A 15783-nucleotide genomic window follows, 5' to 3' on the forward strand; every position below is an offset into this window, starting at 1 on the left:
TGGCAAGACTATCAAGGCCCTCTCCGTATATTAGCAGAAGTGATGGTGTCTGTCCTGACTCAAAGTGTTGGCGGACATGAAGAGATCCAGGATAGCTCCATCTTTCTTCTGTGTTTTAGTCATTTTAAGTCCTTTGTAACGCTTAACCCATTACAGGCACATGAATAGGATCCCGGAAGGCAGATGCTTCCCGGGATTTCTTGTTTAAATACCTGATTCTTCTTTCAAAACAGTTTTTTTTCGGGAAAATTTCTTATTTTTGCAGACTAATCTACCTGGGGACGACCGGTATTGACAGCATGTGCAGGTCGTTTGTAAGCACGTCGGGAGTTGGGTACACCTCCCGTGACCAATGTATCCGAACAATAACTGGCAATACTCAGTATGCCATGGCTGCTTAATCCAGAGGATTAACCAAATGCCATCGTTCAGCCCCATCCAAACTCTGCCGAAGGGGAGCTCTGAGCGTCGAAATGCAGAGTCGGGTTTTATTGATTGCTCTAGATAAAATCCAGTACCAAGAGACTAAGGAATCTGATTTGGTTAGTCGCTGACCGATCAGGATCCCGACAATCTAAAAGCGAATAAGCGTGTAGAAAGCAAATGAGTTCCTTGTCTGGACGAGAGTTCGAATCTCTCCGTCTCCACCAAACCGAAGCTTAGCGAGGTTTAACAATTCAAAAAAGCCCCTGGTTCATGAAATCAGGGGCTTTTTTACTAAAATTTTACTTGAATCTGTCATTATTCGGTATGACGGAAAAAATGAAAAACGTGGCATTCTTAAAACACATTCTTTCTCTTGCTCAATCAAATTAATTTTAGTTTCCGGAATAACATTTACTTGAACTTCGCAAATAGCGTAATGATATTGGATGTCATACCTGTTGTACGCGAATAGTTTCCATATCTCAGTTCTATACTATTCCAGTTTTTAATCCCCAGCACTCCATTTGGTGGTGCAATTCTGAAACCAACTCCTAAAAAGCTGGAGTTAAAATCTGAAATATCGTAATCACTTGTATAATAAGTACTATTCGAATCATTTTGCCCGTAAGGATGAAAATATTTAACAGCCGATTGATGATTAAAACGATAAAACGGACTTATTGACATATACGGGCTTAACTTAATACTACTCTCCAAATTGACTGTGTGAGCTTGCATTCCCCAGTTATCCGTGTAATATCGATAGAATGTCCGTAAAATAACTCTGTCACCTAAGAAATAGCTCAGGCGCATTCCAACGGGAAGTTTAAGTCGGTTTCCCGGTAGCTTTTCTACTGTTTCAGAACCATCCCTGAAATAAATTCTATGAAATGGGGTACTCAGTAATCCTTCCTGATAAGCAGGTTCAACGGTAAACAGGACCTGCAATCTTTTGTTAATCACCTGAGATAAAGAAAAAGCCATATTGTATGAATTCCTGGGTTTATAGTCAACCGGATCTCTATCACCATGAGCTCCTGATCCATACCCGTTTGGTCGTAATTCAGCAGGAAGTATAATGGTCCAGGTATCAAAAAAGGCCCCTCCTTTTATACTGAATTCGCGATTGTTGTCTTTAGAGGTTTTGGAGAAATTCAGATTCAAACCATAGGATTTGTAATCATACTCCGTTGAATATGAAAGACTCAATCCCTTAGATGTACGATTCAGATCATTTTTTATGCTCCAACTTAATGTAGGATAAAAATGTGTATCTTTTCTCGAAGCTGAAGAAATCGTCAAAGGATCAATTTTATCAGAGGAGGCTGAAGTGTAAAAATCAACGTTTAAATCTATGTTGAAGGTATGCTGGCGATTATGCTTGTCCAATTTGATTAATTTTAAATCAATTGAATTTGCAATATCTGTGAGTTGTTCTGTTCCGATTCCTCCGGTTACTGCCGAAGTGTTCCCATTTTGGGAATAATAACTTGATACAAAGTTTACTTCTTCCAGTTTGAGTTTTCGCTTTTCGTAAACAGATTCGTCAACCTGCGTACTTTGCGCAAAACTTTTTCCGGACCATCCCGCGATAAGTAATGCTACCGATATAATTATTTTTTTCATAAGATTATCTGAAAGTGGTTAATGTATTGAGAAGTTTGGAAAATTAATTACAGCCACAGCCACCACCACTTTTTCCCCCATTTGCACCGGAGGCGCCTTCCCTGTAGAGATAAAAACTTTGCTCAAACTTTTCAGATTTTCTTGAAGAAAGCTCCATTTCAGAATCGTTAATTCTGCTTTTTTGATATTCCTTTACTGAGGTACAGGATGAAAGTACACTTAGCAAGCATCCGAATGCCCCCATGATTTTAATATATCGTTTCATATTTTTGATAATTTAGCGGCCATCGGCAGGTAAAACATAAGGCCATTATTGGTTTAAGAATTAACAAATATTGATATTGGAAGACGTAAATAATCTATCCTGATCATCTATGATAATACATCCGACATTTTTTAATTGATTAATAAAATGAAGACCAACTGATGTTCCCATAACTGTTATAGGAGTTGCCAGTGCATCCGCAAGTTCAGCGTTGGGTGCCAGTACAGTAGCACTTTTTATTCCGGAAACTGGAAAGCCTGTTTTGGGGTCAATTGTGTGAGAATATCTTTTTCCGTCAATTATTGCAAACTTCTCATAGTTACCGGAAGTGGCAATTGCTACATCACTGATCTGCAATGAAGAAAATACAGAATTCAACACATTCGGATTCGCAATGCCTACAGTCCAGGCTTGTCCATTCGGTTGTTTCCCCCAGGTCGTCAAATCACCTGCGGCATTTACCACACCATGCCCGACACCGTTCTGCCGCATAACAGATTTGGCCTTCTCTGCTGCGTATCCTTTTCCAATTCCTCCGAAACCTATTCTCATACCTTTTTCTTTCAGAAAGACTGTCTGTTCCTTTCTGCTGGTAATAATATTTCGGTAATTGATCAGATGAACTATCTCTCTTGCTGTTTCCCGGCTGGGCAGAGACGTCATATTTGTATCAAAATTCCAGAGCCTTTTGTCTATGGAGCCGTAGCTGAGATCGAAAGCCCCCTGAGTTAACTCAGAAATACGAAGCGAGCGTTCTATCAAATCAAAGATTTCAATATCGACTTTTACAGGATGAATACCTGCAAAACGATTAATCAGATTTGTTTGACTTTCTTCATGAAAAGTGGTGAGTAGTGCTTCTATTCTTTTGATTTCCGCAACCCCTTCATCTATCCTCGCTTCAGCCCATATTGCATCCTCACTGACAACACTCAGTTCAAATCTATTTCCCATTAATCTGAGAACTCTGCTATGGAGATTTTTATTTTTTTGCATCGACAAAGACATTTATTTCACTGATAAATGTTTCAACTGACAGTGTGGAAGGATAACCATCCCATGTCTTTATAACCTTTCCATTTGAATCAAGCAGGATTGTGAGCGGGAATTTACCTTGATTATTGTATTTTTCTGCAAGCAATTCGTTCTGAGAAGTTTGTCTAGAATCTAACTGATTCTTTTTAAGACGCGGGAAATCTGCTCTCACCAAAATTAAATTTTCAGCAGCAAAGCGCATGAACTTGTCAGACTCAAAAACATTTTTCTTTAATTTTATACAGGGAATGCACCAGTCTGAACCGGAAAAGTTCAGTAATACATATTTATGAGATTGGGCAGCTTCAATTTTTGCTTCTTCAAAATCCAGTTTCCATTCTTCGGAAAATGAGAGTAATGTAGAAAATAAGGTTATCAGAATGAGTGACTTCATATGATATGATGTTAATAATTAGTAAATAAAAGCATTGGATTTAACCCGATAGCTCTGCGTATTACAAGAAATAACCGAAATGAAATATGAAAACTTCAATTAGCGGAAACAGATTAAAATTAGGATGAGAGTTAGTTTTATGAATAGATTACTATTTTTTTCCCATCAGTCGCCACCTTATAAATGGTTAATCCTCCACTCCCGAAGCTGTTTTTCCCTTTTCCTTCTAATGTAAACCTTGCCCCGTGCTCGGTACAATAGAACTCCGTTACATTAAAAATCACTTTTTTCTTAGGTTCGTGAGAACAGGTTTGTGTGGCAGCTACATATACACCAGCACTTGATTGTGCCACTACTATTCCATTTTGAGTAATATATCCGCCAACTTTTTTTAGATTTGCTGCCGAACCTGACGACAAATCTATATTAAGAATAGGGTTTTTGATTGTACTTAAATCAATCCCTCCGGATGAAGGATTACCAGAGGTTCCTCCGTTTGAACTCGAGTCGGCAGGAGTAGTTGCCCCGGGAGTATTCTGAGCAGGACTAAGGGTTAGTACATTTAAAATAGAATCTTCCTTTCTCGTGCAGGAACTAAGTACTGCCATTAAAGCAGCTCCTCTAAAACCTATTGATTTTAAAAATTCATGCCTTTTCATAAATATTTGTGGTTAAATGTTTGAATAATTAAAAGATAGTTTCTCAAACATATAATACACAGAAAAAAGAAACTATATTGTTTCTCAGAGATGAGAAAATGTAGTTTTTTCTAAGACTATTTCTAAACTATAAAGGACATGTGTTTTCTTACTGAGTATAAAGGAAGACAGGAGGGATTTTCAGAGAGAAAGATAGCTTTAAAAGACTATTCCTTAGAGCGGATAAAACTTATTAATGGAATATTTTTATTGAAAAAGGGTCGAGGCATAATGCCTCAACCCTTTTCTATTTACACCTTTTTCTACGGAATTAATCAGGAAAAACCTGAGTTAAATGGCTGATTATAATATCTTCTCCCTTCCATTTTATAAAGTGCATTTGCCACTGCTCCAAAAACCGGCGGAAACGGAGGTTCACCAAGTCCGGTTGGATCTATGTCATTTTTTACAAAATGAACATCGATCTTTTTAGGAGCTTCGTTATGTCGGATTATCCGATAATTGTGAAAATTATTTTGTTCTGCAACACCGTCTTTATGTGTTAATGCCCCATAAAAAGCATTTCCAATGCCATCAACCACAGCCCCCTGAACCATATTGATTGCCGCATCCGGGTTTACAACAACCCCGCAATCTATGGCACTGGTTACTTGTTCTACATAAGGTTGCCCATTCCGAATAACCATATCTACCACATGTCCCGCATAAGAGTTATGACAGAAATAAGCAGCAACGCCCCGCTTCTTTCCGCTATTTTCGGGTTTACCCCAACCTGATTTTTCTTTGAGCAGGTTTAATACCCCTGCGTATCGATCGGCATCATATTCATTATTCTTACCCACCGGGTTTTCTTTCGCACGTTTCAATAAATCAAGTCGAAAATCAATCGGATCTTTGCCCATCGCTTCAGCTACTTCATCCAGAAATGATTGTTCGGCAGCAGCATTAAAGTTGGAACGAGGCGCTCTAAAAGCGCCGATTGTAATATTGGAACGTATTTCCCATCCTTCAGCCAGATAATTATCAATGGCTCCGGCAGGAAAGCGGTTTGCATGAATAGGGTTTTCAGGAATTCCTCCGCCTTTTACATGAAAAGCTATAAGGTTTTTATTGGCATCTAAAGCTGCACGATATGTTGCAGTATACATCGGGCGATAGATTCCATAAGTCATATCATCTTCACGGGAGTAGATAAGTTTGACCGGAGCTTTTACCTTCTGAGAAATTCTGGCTGCTTCATAAACATATTGAGCATATGCTCTGCGTCCGAATCCTCCACCCATTCGGGTCATCTGAATTTCAATTTTATCGGCAGGTAAATTTAAAATTTTAGCTAAAGTAGGCTCCATCCAGCCTGGTGCCTGAATAGGTCCTGCCACTAAAGCTTTATCAGCTTCCACATGGGCAAAGAAATTCATTGGTTCCATGCAGTTATGTGCCAGAAACGGAGCATTATAGGTACGCTCTATAATAGTTGCGGCATTTTTGAAAGCTGTTTCCGGATCGCCATCTTTTCGGTATTGCTGAGCAGGCATTTTAGCCATTTCCTGCATTTTTGCCAGTTGAACCGATGTGCTTTCTAAGCCTGAAGGTATGATAAGCTCTGTTTTTCTTCCGCCCCAGCCATTTATGATTTCCTTGGTTTCCGGAGCGTTTTCCCATTTTACAATAAGCTTCTTACGAGCATTCATTACTTCCCACGTAGATTTACCTACAATTGCTATCAATTCATTGAAAGTACGGGTATCGAAACTGGCTTGTTCGAAACCATCATCATATAATTTAAAGCTGAAAATATCTTTGATTCCCGGCATTTTCAGGGCTTGCGAGGCATCAAAAGATTTTAATTTCATACCAAATGCAGGCGGATGCTGAATCATGGCAATCATCATTCCCTCCACACGGTAATCCATTCCAAAAAGAGGTTTCCCTGTAACAATTTTTGAACCTTCCGTATTTTTCTTTGAATTTTTTACAATCGTAAAATCCTTCGGGGATTTTAATTTTACATCTTTCGGAACCGGGAGAGTTGCCGCTTTATCTGCTACTTCACCATATTTTGCTGATTTACCGCTTGAATGAGATAATATCCCTGATTTTGTAGTAATTTCTGCAGCAGGAACACCCCAGGTTTGTGCAGCAGCTTCGATGAGCATTTGTCTGGCCGTGGCTCCTGCATTTCTCAGTGGCTGCCAGTACATTCTCACAGAATTGCTTCCACCTGTAAACTGTGAACCATATTTTACATTGTCATGCGGACTCATTTCTACAACCACATTTTTCCAGTCAGCATCAAGTTCTTCTGCAACAATCATCGGAAGGGAGGTCATTACATTCTGACCGAATTCCGGATTCGGACAAAAGATTTTGATAATATTATCCGTAGTGATCTTGATATAAGAAGAGAGTTCAGACCAGTGTTCAGATAAATTCAGTTCAGGGATTTTTTCAGCAGCTTTTGCCTTCGAAAACCATGTGAGACTTAACATCAAACCTCCGCCTGCAAGTACAGAAGACTTTAAAAATGAACGACGGCTTTGAGTATCTATATTTTCCATTTCCAATAAGTTTTAGGGTTAATTACTTTCCGGCGGCAGACTTAATTGCTTCTTTAATACGCAAATAAGTACCACAACGACAAATATTTCCGCTCATATAATTATCAATGTCTTCATCCGAAAGGTTAGAACGGTTAGTCGCTGCAGTTTCTTTCAATAAAGCGGCTGCACTCATAATCTGACCAGCCTGACAATAGCCACATTGCGCTACATCGTGTTCAATCCAGGCCTTCTGAACCGGATGAGTACCATTTACAGATAGACCTTCGATAGTAGTAATCGCTTGTTTACCAACCGTCGATACAGGCAGACTGCAAGACCGTACCGGTGCATCATCCAAATGAATTGTACAAGCCCCGCACATACCCATTCCACAGCCAAATTTTGTACCGGTCAGATTAAGATGGTCTCTCAAAACCCAAAGAACAGGAGTTGATGGTTCAACATCTACCTGCTGAATTTTACCATTTATTTTCAGAGAATACTTTGTCATAACTTCTTGCTTATTTTATTATTTAAATAATAAATCACATAAATATTTCAATCAAACAACCTATTTCAAGATGCTACCCGTTTTGATTATTCCAAACTCTTCTTCCCGAAACTTAACAGCCCGGGCAAATTCCAGGTGATACTTCTAGTACTAAATATCTGGCTTCTGCGCTTTCGAAGATCAGGTAACTATCATTTGAGACTTCCGTCAACCTTTCACATTTGCATTTTTTTTGTACATATCCTATATACAATTGTTTATTATCTACAAAGATCATCCTATTTCAATAAATGAATTGTATAAAAATTACTGCTTTTCCTACCATTTTAACTGATTGGAATTATCACTTTGATATACTTCTGATAGAATTACTACTTTTGTTTCAAACAGGAAAAAGATGGAAATTTTATATCCGATCAATAATATTAGTAAGTACAATGCTGATAACAATCACAAAACACTTCACCCTTTGATAAGTGTTATTGACTTTTCAAAAGCTGACCTGAGAAATTGGGGGAGTGATGCTAAAACTGTTAAGTTCCAATACGGGCTATATTGTATTTATCTGAAAGACGTGAAATGCGGAGATATCCGGTACGGACAGGATTATTACGACTATCAGGCGGGTACTTTAGTGTTTTTTTCTCCGGGACAAGTATCGGAAATTGAAAACCTCGGCGTTCCTTATCAGCCAAAAGGCTATGGATTGGTTTTTCATCCCGACTTACTTCACGGAACAGTACTTGCCAGGACTATCAGCGATTATAATTTTTTCAGTTATAAAACAAACGAAGCGTTACACATATCCGATAACGAACGTCAATTGGTTTTAGACCTTTTCGCAAAAATTGAATTTGAACTGAAACAGCCTATCGACAAACATAGTAAAAAGCTCATTTCGGCCAATATAGAGTTGTTTTTAGATTATTGTCAACGATTTTACGACCGTCAGTTTATTACCAGAGAAAGAGTTAATAAGGGCATTTTAGCAAAGTTTGAAGAACTGTTAAGTGATTATTTCCATTCCGAAAAACCACAAACCATTGGCCTGCCTTCTGTGGCTTATTTTGCAGAACAACTTCATTTATCTGCCAACTATTTTGGTGATTTGTTCAAAAAGGAAACAGGGCAATCAGCGAAAGAATACATTCAGGAGAAAATCATAGACATTGCAAAAGATAAAGCTTTTGAAAAGGGCAAAACGGTGAATCAAATTGCCTACGAATTAGGTTTTAAATATCCGCAACATTTTACCAGATTATTTAAACAACGTGTTGGCTGTACGCCCAACGAGTACAAGAATTTAAACTAACCGATATGCAGACTGTAAGATTAAATAACGGAATTGAAATGCCTGTTTTAGGCTTCGGAGTGTTTCAGATTCCGGATGCAGCTGAATGTGAGAAATCTGTAATTGATGCCATAGAAACAGGTTATCGCCTGATTGATACTGCTGCATCCTACATGAATGAGCAAGCCGTTGGAAAAGCTATCAAAAATTGCGGGGTGCCAAGAGAAGAACTTTTTGTCACTACCAAACTCTGGCTACAGGACACAGGCTATGAAAGGACGAATGCAGCCTTTCATAAATCCTTAGAGCGATTGCAGTTAGAGTACCTGGACTTGTATCTGATTCATCAGCCTTATGGTGATATTTTTGGTTCCTGGCGAGCAATGGAGGATCTTTACAAAGAAGGTAAAATCAGAGCCATTGGTCTTTCTAATTTTCAGCCTGACCGCGTTACTGATTTGTTAGTTTTAGGTGCAGACATTCCTCCGGCGATAAATCAGGTAGAAACTCACCCGTTTTGCCAGCAACTTGAAAATCAGAAATTCTTACAGGAAAACAGTATCCAGATTGAGTCATGGGGACCTTTTGCGGAAGGGAAAAACAATATTTTTCAAAATGAGTTATTACTTGCTTTATCAGCAAAATATGCTAAAACGGTGGCTCAGATTATTCTGAGATGGCTTACGCAAAGAGGCGTGGTAGTAATTCCAAAATCTGTACGTAAAGAACGAATGGCGGAGAATTTAAACAGTCTTGATTTTGAGTTGGAGGCGGCAGATATGGAAAGCATTAAAAGTCTGGATACTAAAACGAGTCTTTTTTTCGACCATAGAAACCCTGAGATTATTAAATGGCTGGCTAATAGAAAATTAGAAATCTGACATTGTGTTTATATGTAAAAACTGTAAATTCAGCACATCTCTGAAAAACAGAAACCCCGGAATCTGCTTTGTCACCATTGGAAACAGTCTGGGAATTGATGACTGCGCAAAGAAAATATTCAGCTTAAAACCAAGACTTCATACCTCTTTTCAAACCGATAAATCTATCCCCACCTCGCCCTGAAAAGGTCTGTCTGCTTAAAGTACAGATGAAGCAAAGGCCTAGACAAGTTGTTCTTCCGAAAAAGAAAACATAGCAGTTTTGAGCTTTTCAGCAAGACCAAATGAGCCTTACAGTAAAGAAAACTGATAATGAAATGATTACTTTTGCAATAGCATAATAATCTCCGGCTAGCTACAACAATGGAACAGACAGATAAATTAAGAACTATAAATTATTCAGGAATATTTCTTTCATGCTTTTCGGCTTACAGCGAAAAATGTGTTCATGCCGCTCCTGAACATGTATTGCTGTATCTATACTCAGGCGAACAGGTGATAGAAGATGGAAATAAAAAAATAACGATAAAAGCAGGAGAATGTGCTTTCATCAGACGCAATCATCGTTTGATGATGTACAAAAACAGCAAAGGAGAAGAGCTTTACAAAGGCATTTCGCTGACTTTTAATCGCCATATATTAAGAGATTTTTACAGTAGGCTGAGTAAAGCAGACTTACCCCAAAAGGTATCAGTTTCAGATAAAAATGTATTTAAAATTGAATCTAGGGCAGATATTACCAGTTTATTTCAGTCGCTTACACCCTATTTCAATGAGGAGATAAAACCAGTTGAAGGAGTTTCACATTTAAAATTACAGGAAGGTATTTATGCTTTATTGAATACTTCGGATATTTTTTTTCCAATATTGTTCGATTTTAACCAGCCCTGGAAAATAGATATTTTGGAATTTCTGAATGACAACTACATGGATGACCTTACCATGGAGCAGATTGCAGCTTACACAGGCCGCAGTTTAGCAACTTTTAAAAGAGATTTCCGGAAAGTCAGCAATCTGAGCCCTGAGAAATGGCTGATAAAAAGACGACTGGAAGCTGCCTACTCAAAGTTAAAAGAAGACGGTGAAAAAGTGCAGAATGTATGTATCGAAGTAGGCTTTAAAAATCCCTCTCACTTTTCCACAGCATTTAAGAAACAATACGGTATTCCACCGACTGAAGTCTAAAAAGGTTATCTTAAATTGAGCTTGTCAGTAATGTAAATTGAGCCTCACACCAAAACGGTTGTGGGGCTTTCTTTTTAATTTTGCCTTATCAAAATACGATAAAGTAATGAAGAGAGAAGAACAACCAACAGACATATTTGAACGTTTGAGGAACGGGGAAACAGTACCATCTGACGACCCGGAGTCTTACAAACTGCGTGAGGCTTCCTATGCTACGAAGAAATTACTCATTCAGATGAACAATTCTTCAGACCCGGCAGCAATAAGAGATCTGCTGAGTCAGATTACCGCTGCTGAAATTGACGAAAGTACAGCGGTATTTACCCCTTTGTACATCAATTATGGAAAGAATACGAAAATCGGCAAAAATGTATTTATCAATTTTGATTGCACCTTTCTGGATTTGGGAGGCATTACCATAGAAGATAACGTCCTGATAGCGCCAAAAGTCAGCTTGCTGTCTGAAGGGCATCCTGTATCCCCGGAAAACAGACAGGCACTTGCAACAGGACACATTCATATCAAAAAAAATGCCTGGATCGGTGCAAATGCCACTATTCTTCCCGGAGTGACTATCGGCGAAAATGCAATCGTAGCAGCAGGTGCAGTAGTGTCAAAAGATGTTCCTGATAATGCCATTGCAGGTGGAATCCCTGCGAAAATTATTAAAACAATTTAAACAGGACACGAAGATCTGTACGATAAGACTCCAACCCTATCCTCTTTAAAGAACAATTAAAATAAAAATAATGAAACAGCCACTTTTAGCAATAATATTAATCGTTTCTGTTTTGTGCAATAGTACAGCATCCTGTAATGAAGGTGATAACATGACAAATAATAAAATTACGATAAAGGTTAATTCAAAAACCTTTACGGCTACACTTTTCAATAACGGCCCGGCAAAAGCATTTAAGGAAATATTGCCTTTAAAACTCAATATGACAGAGCTAAACGGAAACGAAAAGTATTATGATTTATCAAAAAATCTTCCGGCAAACTCATCGAATCCCGAAACAATAAATAATGGCGATTTAGCACTGTATGGTTCAAAAACAATCGTATTGTTTTATAAAACCTTTTCTACTTCGTTCAGCTATACAAAGCTTGGACAAATTGAAGATCCTTCCGGCCTGGCAGAAGTTTTAGGATCTGAAAATGTAAGCGTTGTTTTCGAATTAAAATAATGGTAAAATATAGCAAATCACCATCTATAAATATGACGAAAAGACTTTTGGAGTATTTTAATGATGGAGCCATTCATTCACTTACGTTTGCAGTACCTGCTTATGCAACAGTCCACAGATTATTTTCCCCTAAAGTGGCTGTCAGATTGTATATATTTAATGGAAAGGCAAATACTGAAGAGTTCATAATGGCGTCCTGGCTAAGAACTGCTGTGGTTTGTATCTGCTGTGTAGTGGCTGCTACCCAAAAAGTCGTATCAGAATCAAACATCTGCATTGTATTAACGAGAGACTGTTTTACGGATATAGCAAAACCAGACATTCCTATACCTGTTGAAAAAATATTGTTTGGAATATTACTGCCTTGTACAATCGAAAATCCGCTGGGAGAAGCGATCTGAACAGGAGGTGAAAGTTGTGGAGTATTGTCTTTCGAATCAAAGGTTGTCTCATTTCCGGTTGATAAATCGGCTGCTATACTACCCCCGGAACCAGGAGTTACACCCACCTGTAGTTTACCTGTATCAAACCAGTGAAAAGAATAATCGGCCGACCATCTGAATGTCATAAAAGACTGAGTACCAATTTTATATGGTGATGCCATCCAAATCAATGAATAAATATCATTATTTGACTGATCGGATATTCTTTGATAGATATAGAAATACCAATTATTGGAAGATTGGTTAATGCATTTTAAGGAATATTGTGCTCCGTTGTCGGAGGAAAAATCTAAAATCATACCTTCTCAGATAAATGGAGCGGGCTTGTATGAGCCCGCTCCATCTCAGGTTTAACAAATATTATCAGCTGATTGTCCACTGGTTATCCGGCCCTAAATTTGCATTTACCGTGTAAACGTTTATCGGAAAAGCAAATGACTGCGCCTGACTTACAGTTTCAGCAAGAACAGCACCCATTTGCATTTGAGAGGCAGCTGCAACCCAGTATTTAATTTGAGGAGTATATTGCTGTACTGTATTTGCTAATGCCTGTTGAACGAAAGTTCCGCTACCAGACATACCAATACCCGTACTAAATACACCATTAGGTATATTTGAAGATTGGTAAATAGTTAAGCTTCCAGGTTGTCCGCCGGGAACAGGGGTACTAAGCTGAGGAGCATTATTATCCATACTGAAAGTAGTCGTATTTGCTCCGGTCAAACTACAATCCCTAACTCCACCGGCATCAAATGTAATCCCCGGAAATACTGAACCGGTATTACCCCAGACAAAGGAGTAATCCAAAGACCATCTGAAAGTTATTCTCGAACCCACCGATATTTTAAAAGGCGATGCAAACCAGGCCAGGGAAAATACCTGTGATGGTTGATTAGGCATAGTTTGATATACATAAAACACCCAATCCACAGAAGAGTTGTTTGTACATACCAAGCTGTAAGTTGTAGAATTGCTGCTTAACGTTTCGTCAGCAAAGTTCATTTGTAAATGACTCATAGTATTGATTTTGAGATTTTTCTTCCTACTCATATGGCTTTTCGGAATCCGCCTCAGCTTTATTACCCTGTGTGATCAGGTTAGTTTTTTGAGTGGTTTCAATCTCCACTTTTCACATTTAAATAAAGGTATAGTTTACTCGTAAAACCTTCAGACGCACTGAAATTTAAGGTATCAGTGATCTGTATATTATTCATAATATTATTAAGTGTAATTCAAGAAAGGCTTTGTAACGAAAGCTAACAGACTATTTTATCAAATTTCCGGAACGCTCTTCTGATCAGGTATTATATAAAAACTAATTGAAAGAGGTTCCTGTAAATTTTTAAATGAGGCTATATCAAGGCTATCCATGTGCTAACTTATTGCTGAATATAATGGTTAATCGTATTAAAATGTATTTCACCAAAATTTAAGGGCTTTTTTTTATTAAAAGGTCGATTTCCCATGATGAAAATAACAGACACAAAACCTATCGCTCCTAAACAACAAATGGAGTCGGAATCTTTAATTCCGACTCCATTTGTTATTTTTAATGTATTTATTCACCGTGTTCCCAGACCCATGGAACACCAGACTTATGCTCTGTGAGCCACTGAGCATGGATTAGGACGAAGGACAGAGCTCTGGGTATATTAAATTAACAGCAGTCATAAAATATACAAATATCCGATATCAAAGGCTAAAAACAGATTTACAATTATGGGATTAAATTAAAGCATAGTATCTTAGTACCTATTCTCATTTATATCCAAAAATATATCTTAACTATGAAATTCGGCCTTTTTGTTGCAATCTGTCTGTTTTCAAACCTGGTTTTTGCACAAAACCATCCCAACGTCATTTTTATCATTTCAGATGACCACACTTCTCAGGCCATCAGTGCTTATGGAAGTAAACTGGCAAAAACCCCGAATATTGACCGTATAGCCAGGGAGGGTGCAATACTTTATAACAATGTTGTCACAAATTCGATCTGCGGACCTAGCAGAGCTACTTTATTGTCTGGTAAATATAGTCACAGCAATGGCTATAAATTCAATGAAAAACAATTTGATGTTAGTCAGCACGTTTTTCCGGAAGACTTACAGAAAACCGGGTACCAGACTGCTTGGATAGGCAAAATGCACCTTGGTACATTACCTCACGGATTTGACTACCTGAATATCTTACCGGGTCATGGCAGTTATTACAATTCTGATTTTGTTAATTCAAAAAATGAAACACATCGGTATAATGGTTATGTAACGGATGTGATTACACAACTTTCGAAAGAATGGCTTGAAACGAGAGATAAGAAAAAACCTTTTTTTATGGTTGTCGGACATAAAGCTACTCACCGTTCATGGCTGCCTTCTCTTCAGGATTTAGGAGCATATGATAATATAACTTTCCCGCTTCCAAGTACTTTTTATGATACTTATGAAGGCCGTATCGCAGCCCAGGATCAGGATATGAGTATCGAGAAAACAATGGTGCTCAAGGAAGATTTAAAGGTTGATGCTGATTATGACAGTAAAAGTTCCTGGTCTTCTTACAACCGCTTCACACCTGAGCAAAAAAGTAAGTTTAAGGCTTATTATGACAAAATTGCTGCTGAGTTTGCCGAGAAAAAACTGACAGGGAAAGCATTGACAGAATGGAAATATCAACGCTATATCCGTGATTATCTCTCAACTGCGAAGTCTCTTGACCGTAACATCGGAGAGTTATTAGATTATCTTGATAAAACAGGTTTGTCAAAAAATACAGTGGTAATTTATACTTCAGATCAGGGATTTTACCTTGGAGAACATGGTTGGTTTGATAAACGTTTTATTTACGAGGAATCCCTTAAAACTCCTTTTGTCATCCGCTATCCGGGAGTGATTAAAGCCGGAACAAAAATAAATCAGGTAGTATCAAATGTAGACTGGGCTCCCACTTTGCTCAACATCATGAATACTAAAGTTCCTGAAAGCTTCCAGGGCCGGTCGTTTTTACCATTGCTTAAAGGTAAAACCAGCGGCTGGAAAAATGAATCTTATTATCACTACTATGAATATCCGGAGCCGCACCATGTATATCCTCATTTTGGAATCCGTACCGAACGTTATACTTTAGCCAGATTCTACGGCGTTAAAAACTTTTGGGAGTTATATGACATTAAGAATGACCCTAAAAATCTTAAAAATCTGTATAATGACCCGCAATATGCTAAGATTATAATCGATTTGAAGAAAAAATTAAAAGGACAAATTGTGCAGTTAAAAGATGATGAGGCGCTTAACCTCCTTGATTAAAAGAAAGTAATAATTCCTGAAAAGATCAGAGAAGCTCAGCC

The 15783-nt window shown here is 38.1% G+C and carries 16 protein-coding genes and 1 other RNA gene; 8 read left to right on the plus strand and 9 right to left on the minus strand.

The window, feature by feature from the left end:
- Nucleotides 1-277 precede the first annotated feature (277 nt).
- Nucleotides 278-650: a transfer-messenger RNA gene (gene ssrA / locus BM179_RS08255) on the plus strand.
- 187 nt (nt 651-837) lie between these two features.
- On the opposite strand, the gene BM179_RS08260 is transcribed toward ssrA, so the two are convergent.
- The 7 genes from BM179_RS08260 to BM179_RS08295 all read right to left on the minus strand — a co-directional run bounded on the left by BM179_RS08260 (nt 838) and on the right by BM179_RS08295 (nt 7456).
- Nucleotides 838-2052: a DUF3570 domain-containing protein gene (locus tag BM179_RS08260; protein ID WP_092015139.1), complete on the minus strand. Its 1215-nt coding sequence runs from the start codon at nt 2050-2052 to the stop codon at nt 838-840.
- 43 nt (nt 2053-2095) lie between these two features.
- Nucleotides 2096-2317, minus strand: coding sequence for a DUF4266 domain-containing protein (locus BM179_RS08265; RefSeq protein WP_092015142.1), 222 nt, complete (start codon nt 2315-2317; stop codon nt 2096-2098).
- Nucleotides 2318-2377: 60 nt separating this feature from the next.
- On the minus strand, nt 2378-3313 hold the full coding sequence (locus BM179_RS08270) for an FAD:protein FMN transferase (RefSeq protein WP_092015145.1): 936 nt from the start codon (nt 3311-3313) through the stop codon (nt 2378-2380).
- Complete coding sequence (locus tag BM179_RS08275) at nt 3300-3746, minus strand: thioredoxin family protein (RefSeq protein ID WP_092015148.1); 447 nt, start codon at nt 3744-3746, stop codon at nt 3300-3302. Before BM179_RS08275 ends, BM179_RS08270 begins: the two co-directional genes overlap by 14 nt.
- 137 nt (nt 3747-3883) lie before the next feature.
- Nucleotides 3884-4405: a Rieske (2Fe-2S) protein gene (locus BM179_RS08280; protein ID WP_092015151.1), complete on the minus strand. Its 522-nt coding sequence runs from the start codon at nt 4403-4405 to the stop codon at nt 3884-3886.
- Between the two features lie 314 nt (nt 4406-4719).
- A complete protein-coding gene (locus BM179_RS08290; protein ID WP_092015157.1) occupies nt 4720-6963 on the minus strand; it encodes a xanthine dehydrogenase family protein molybdopterin-binding subunit in 2244 nt (747 codons plus the stop codon).
- A gap of 22 nt (nt 6964-6985) precedes the next feature.
- Nucleotides 6986-7456, minus strand: coding sequence for a (2Fe-2S)-binding protein (locus BM179_RS08295; protein ID WP_092015160.1), 471 nt, complete (start codon nt 7454-7456; stop codon nt 6986-6988).
- Between the two features lie 397 nt (nt 7457-7853).
- On the opposite strand from BM179_RS08295, the gene BM179_RS08300 reads away from it, so the two are divergent.
- From BM179_RS08300 to BM179_RS08320, 5 genes are all read left to right on the plus strand, one after another.
- Nucleotides 7854-8768: a helix-turn-helix domain-containing protein gene (locus BM179_RS08300; RefSeq protein WP_092015162.1), complete on the plus strand. Its 915-nt coding sequence runs from the start codon at nt 7854-7856 to the stop codon at nt 8766-8768.
- 5 nt (nt 8769-8773) lie between these two features.
- On the plus strand, nt 8774-9628 hold the full coding sequence (locus BM179_RS08305; RefSeq protein ID WP_092015165.1) for an aldo/keto reductase: 855 nt from the start codon (nt 8774-8776) through the stop codon (nt 9626-9628).
- A gap of 363 nt (nt 9629-9991) precedes the next feature.
- Entirely contained in the window at nt 9992-10813 is an 822-nt protein-coding gene (locus BM179_RS08310; protein ID WP_092015167.1) for a helix-turn-helix domain-containing protein, read from the plus strand.
- A gap of 106 nt (nt 10814-10919) precedes the next feature.
- Nucleotides 10920-11492, plus strand: coding sequence for a sugar O-acetyltransferase (locus BM179_RS08315; RefSeq protein ID WP_092015170.1), 573 nt, complete (start codon nt 10920-10922; stop codon nt 11490-11492).
- A 70-nt stretch (nt 11493-11562) separates the two neighbouring features.
- Nucleotides 11563-12000 carry a cyclophilin-like fold protein gene (locus tag BM179_RS08320; RefSeq protein WP_177219336.1) on the plus strand — a complete coding sequence of 146 codons (438 nt, stop codon included), beginning with the start codon at nt 11563-11565 and terminating at the stop codon, nt 11998-12000.
- Nucleotides 12001-12100: 100 nt separating this feature from the next.
- Here the strand turns inward: BM179_RS08320 and BM179_RS08325 are convergent, their stop codons facing one another.
- A complete protein-coding gene (locus tag BM179_RS08325) occupies nt 12101-12742 on the minus strand; it encodes a RhiA family protein (RefSeq protein ID WP_092015173.1) in 642 nt (213 codons plus the stop codon).
- 64 nt (nt 12743-12806) lie between these two features.
- Complete coding sequence (locus BM179_RS08330; protein ID WP_218159184.1) at nt 12807-13460, minus strand: RhiA family protein; 654 nt, start codon at nt 13458-13460, stop codon at nt 12807-12809.
- 447 nt (nt 13461-13907) lie between these two features.
- Between BM179_RS08330 and BM179_RS25240 the strand changes: the two genes are divergently transcribed.
- Together BM179_RS25240 and BM179_RS08335 are read left to right on the plus strand one after the other, a co-directional pair.
- Nucleotides 13908-14051, plus strand: coding sequence for a hypothetical protein (locus BM179_RS25240; protein ID WP_177219337.1), 144 nt, complete (start codon nt 13908-13910; stop codon nt 14049-14051).
- Between the two features lie 179 nt (nt 14052-14230).
- The gene (locus tag BM179_RS08335) at nt 14231-15742 is read left to right on the plus strand and encodes a sulfatase family protein (protein WP_092015179.1); all 1512 of its coding nucleotides are present in this window, start codon (nt 14231-14233) and stop codon (nt 15740-15742) included.
- The last annotated feature ends 41 nt before the right edge of the window (nt 15743-15783 follow it).

The sequence above is a fragment of the Pseudarcicella hirudinis genome, from assembly GCF_900115665.1.
GTDB classification, from domain to species: domain Bacteria; phylum Bacteroidota; class Bacteroidia; order Cytophagales; family Spirosomataceae; genus Pseudarcicella; species Pseudarcicella hirudinis.

Bases quoted from the DNA above. Each gene is read 5' to 3' on its own strand.
- BM179_RS08270 (WP_092015145.1), bottom strand. From the start codon at position 3,313: ATGCAAAAAAATAAAAATCTCCATAGCAGAGTTCTCAGATTAATGGGA.
- BM179_RS08300 (WP_092015162.1), top strand. From the start codon at position 7,854: ATGGAAATTTTATATCCGATCAATAATATTAGTAAGTACAATGCTGAT.
- BM179_RS08305 (WP_092015165.1), top strand. From the start codon at position 8,774: ATGCAGACTGTAAGATTAAATAACGGAATTGAAATGCCTGTTTTAGGC.
- BM179_RS08335 (WP_092015179.1), top strand. From the start codon at position 14,231: ATGAAATTCGGCCTTTTTGTTGCAATCTGTCTGTTTTCAAACCTGGTT.
- BM179_RS08315 (WP_092015170.1), top strand. From the start codon at position 10,920: ATGAAGAGAGAAGAACAACCAACAGACATATTTGAACGTTTGAGGAAC.
- BM179_RS25240 (WP_177219337.1), top strand. From the start codon at position 13,908: ATGATGAAAATAACAGACACAAAACCTATCGCTCCTAAACAACAAATG.
- BM179_RS08290 (WP_092015157.1), bottom strand. From the start codon at position 6,963: ATGGAAAATATAGATACTCAAAGCCGTCGTTCATTTTTAAAGTCTTCT.
- BM179_RS08265 (WP_092015142.1), bottom strand. From the start codon at position 2,317: ATGAAACGATATATTAAAATCATGGGGGCATTCGGATGCTTGCTAAGT.
- BM179_RS08260 (WP_092015139.1), bottom strand. From the start codon at position 2,052: ATGAAAAAAATAATTATATCGGTAGCATTACTTATCGCGGGATGGTCC.
- BM179_RS08330 (WP_218159184.1), bottom strand. From the start codon at position 13,460: ATGAGTCATTTACAAATGAACTTTGCTGACGAAACGTTAAGCAGCAAT.
- BM179_RS08280 (WP_092015151.1), bottom strand. From the start codon at position 4,405: ATGAAAAGGCATGAATTTTTAAAATCAATAGGTTTTAGAGGAGCTGCT.
- BM179_RS08325 (WP_092015173.1), bottom strand. From the start codon at position 12,742: ATGATTTTAGATTTTTCCTCCGACAACGGAGCACAATATTCCTTAAAA.
- BM179_RS08275 (WP_092015148.1), bottom strand. From the start codon at position 3,746: ATGAAGTCACTCATTCTGATAACCTTATTTTCTACATTACTCTCATTT.
- BM179_RS08310 (WP_092015167.1), top strand. From the start codon at position 9,992: ATGGAACAGACAGATAAATTAAGAACTATAAATTATTCAGGAATATTT.
- BM179_RS08320 (WP_177219336.1), top strand. From the start codon at position 11,563: ATGAAACAGCCACTTTTAGCAATAATATTAATCGTTTCTGTTTTGTGC.
- BM179_RS08295 (WP_092015160.1), bottom strand. From the start codon at position 7,456: ATGACAAAGTATTCTCTGAAAATAAATGGTAAAATTCAGCAGGTAGAT.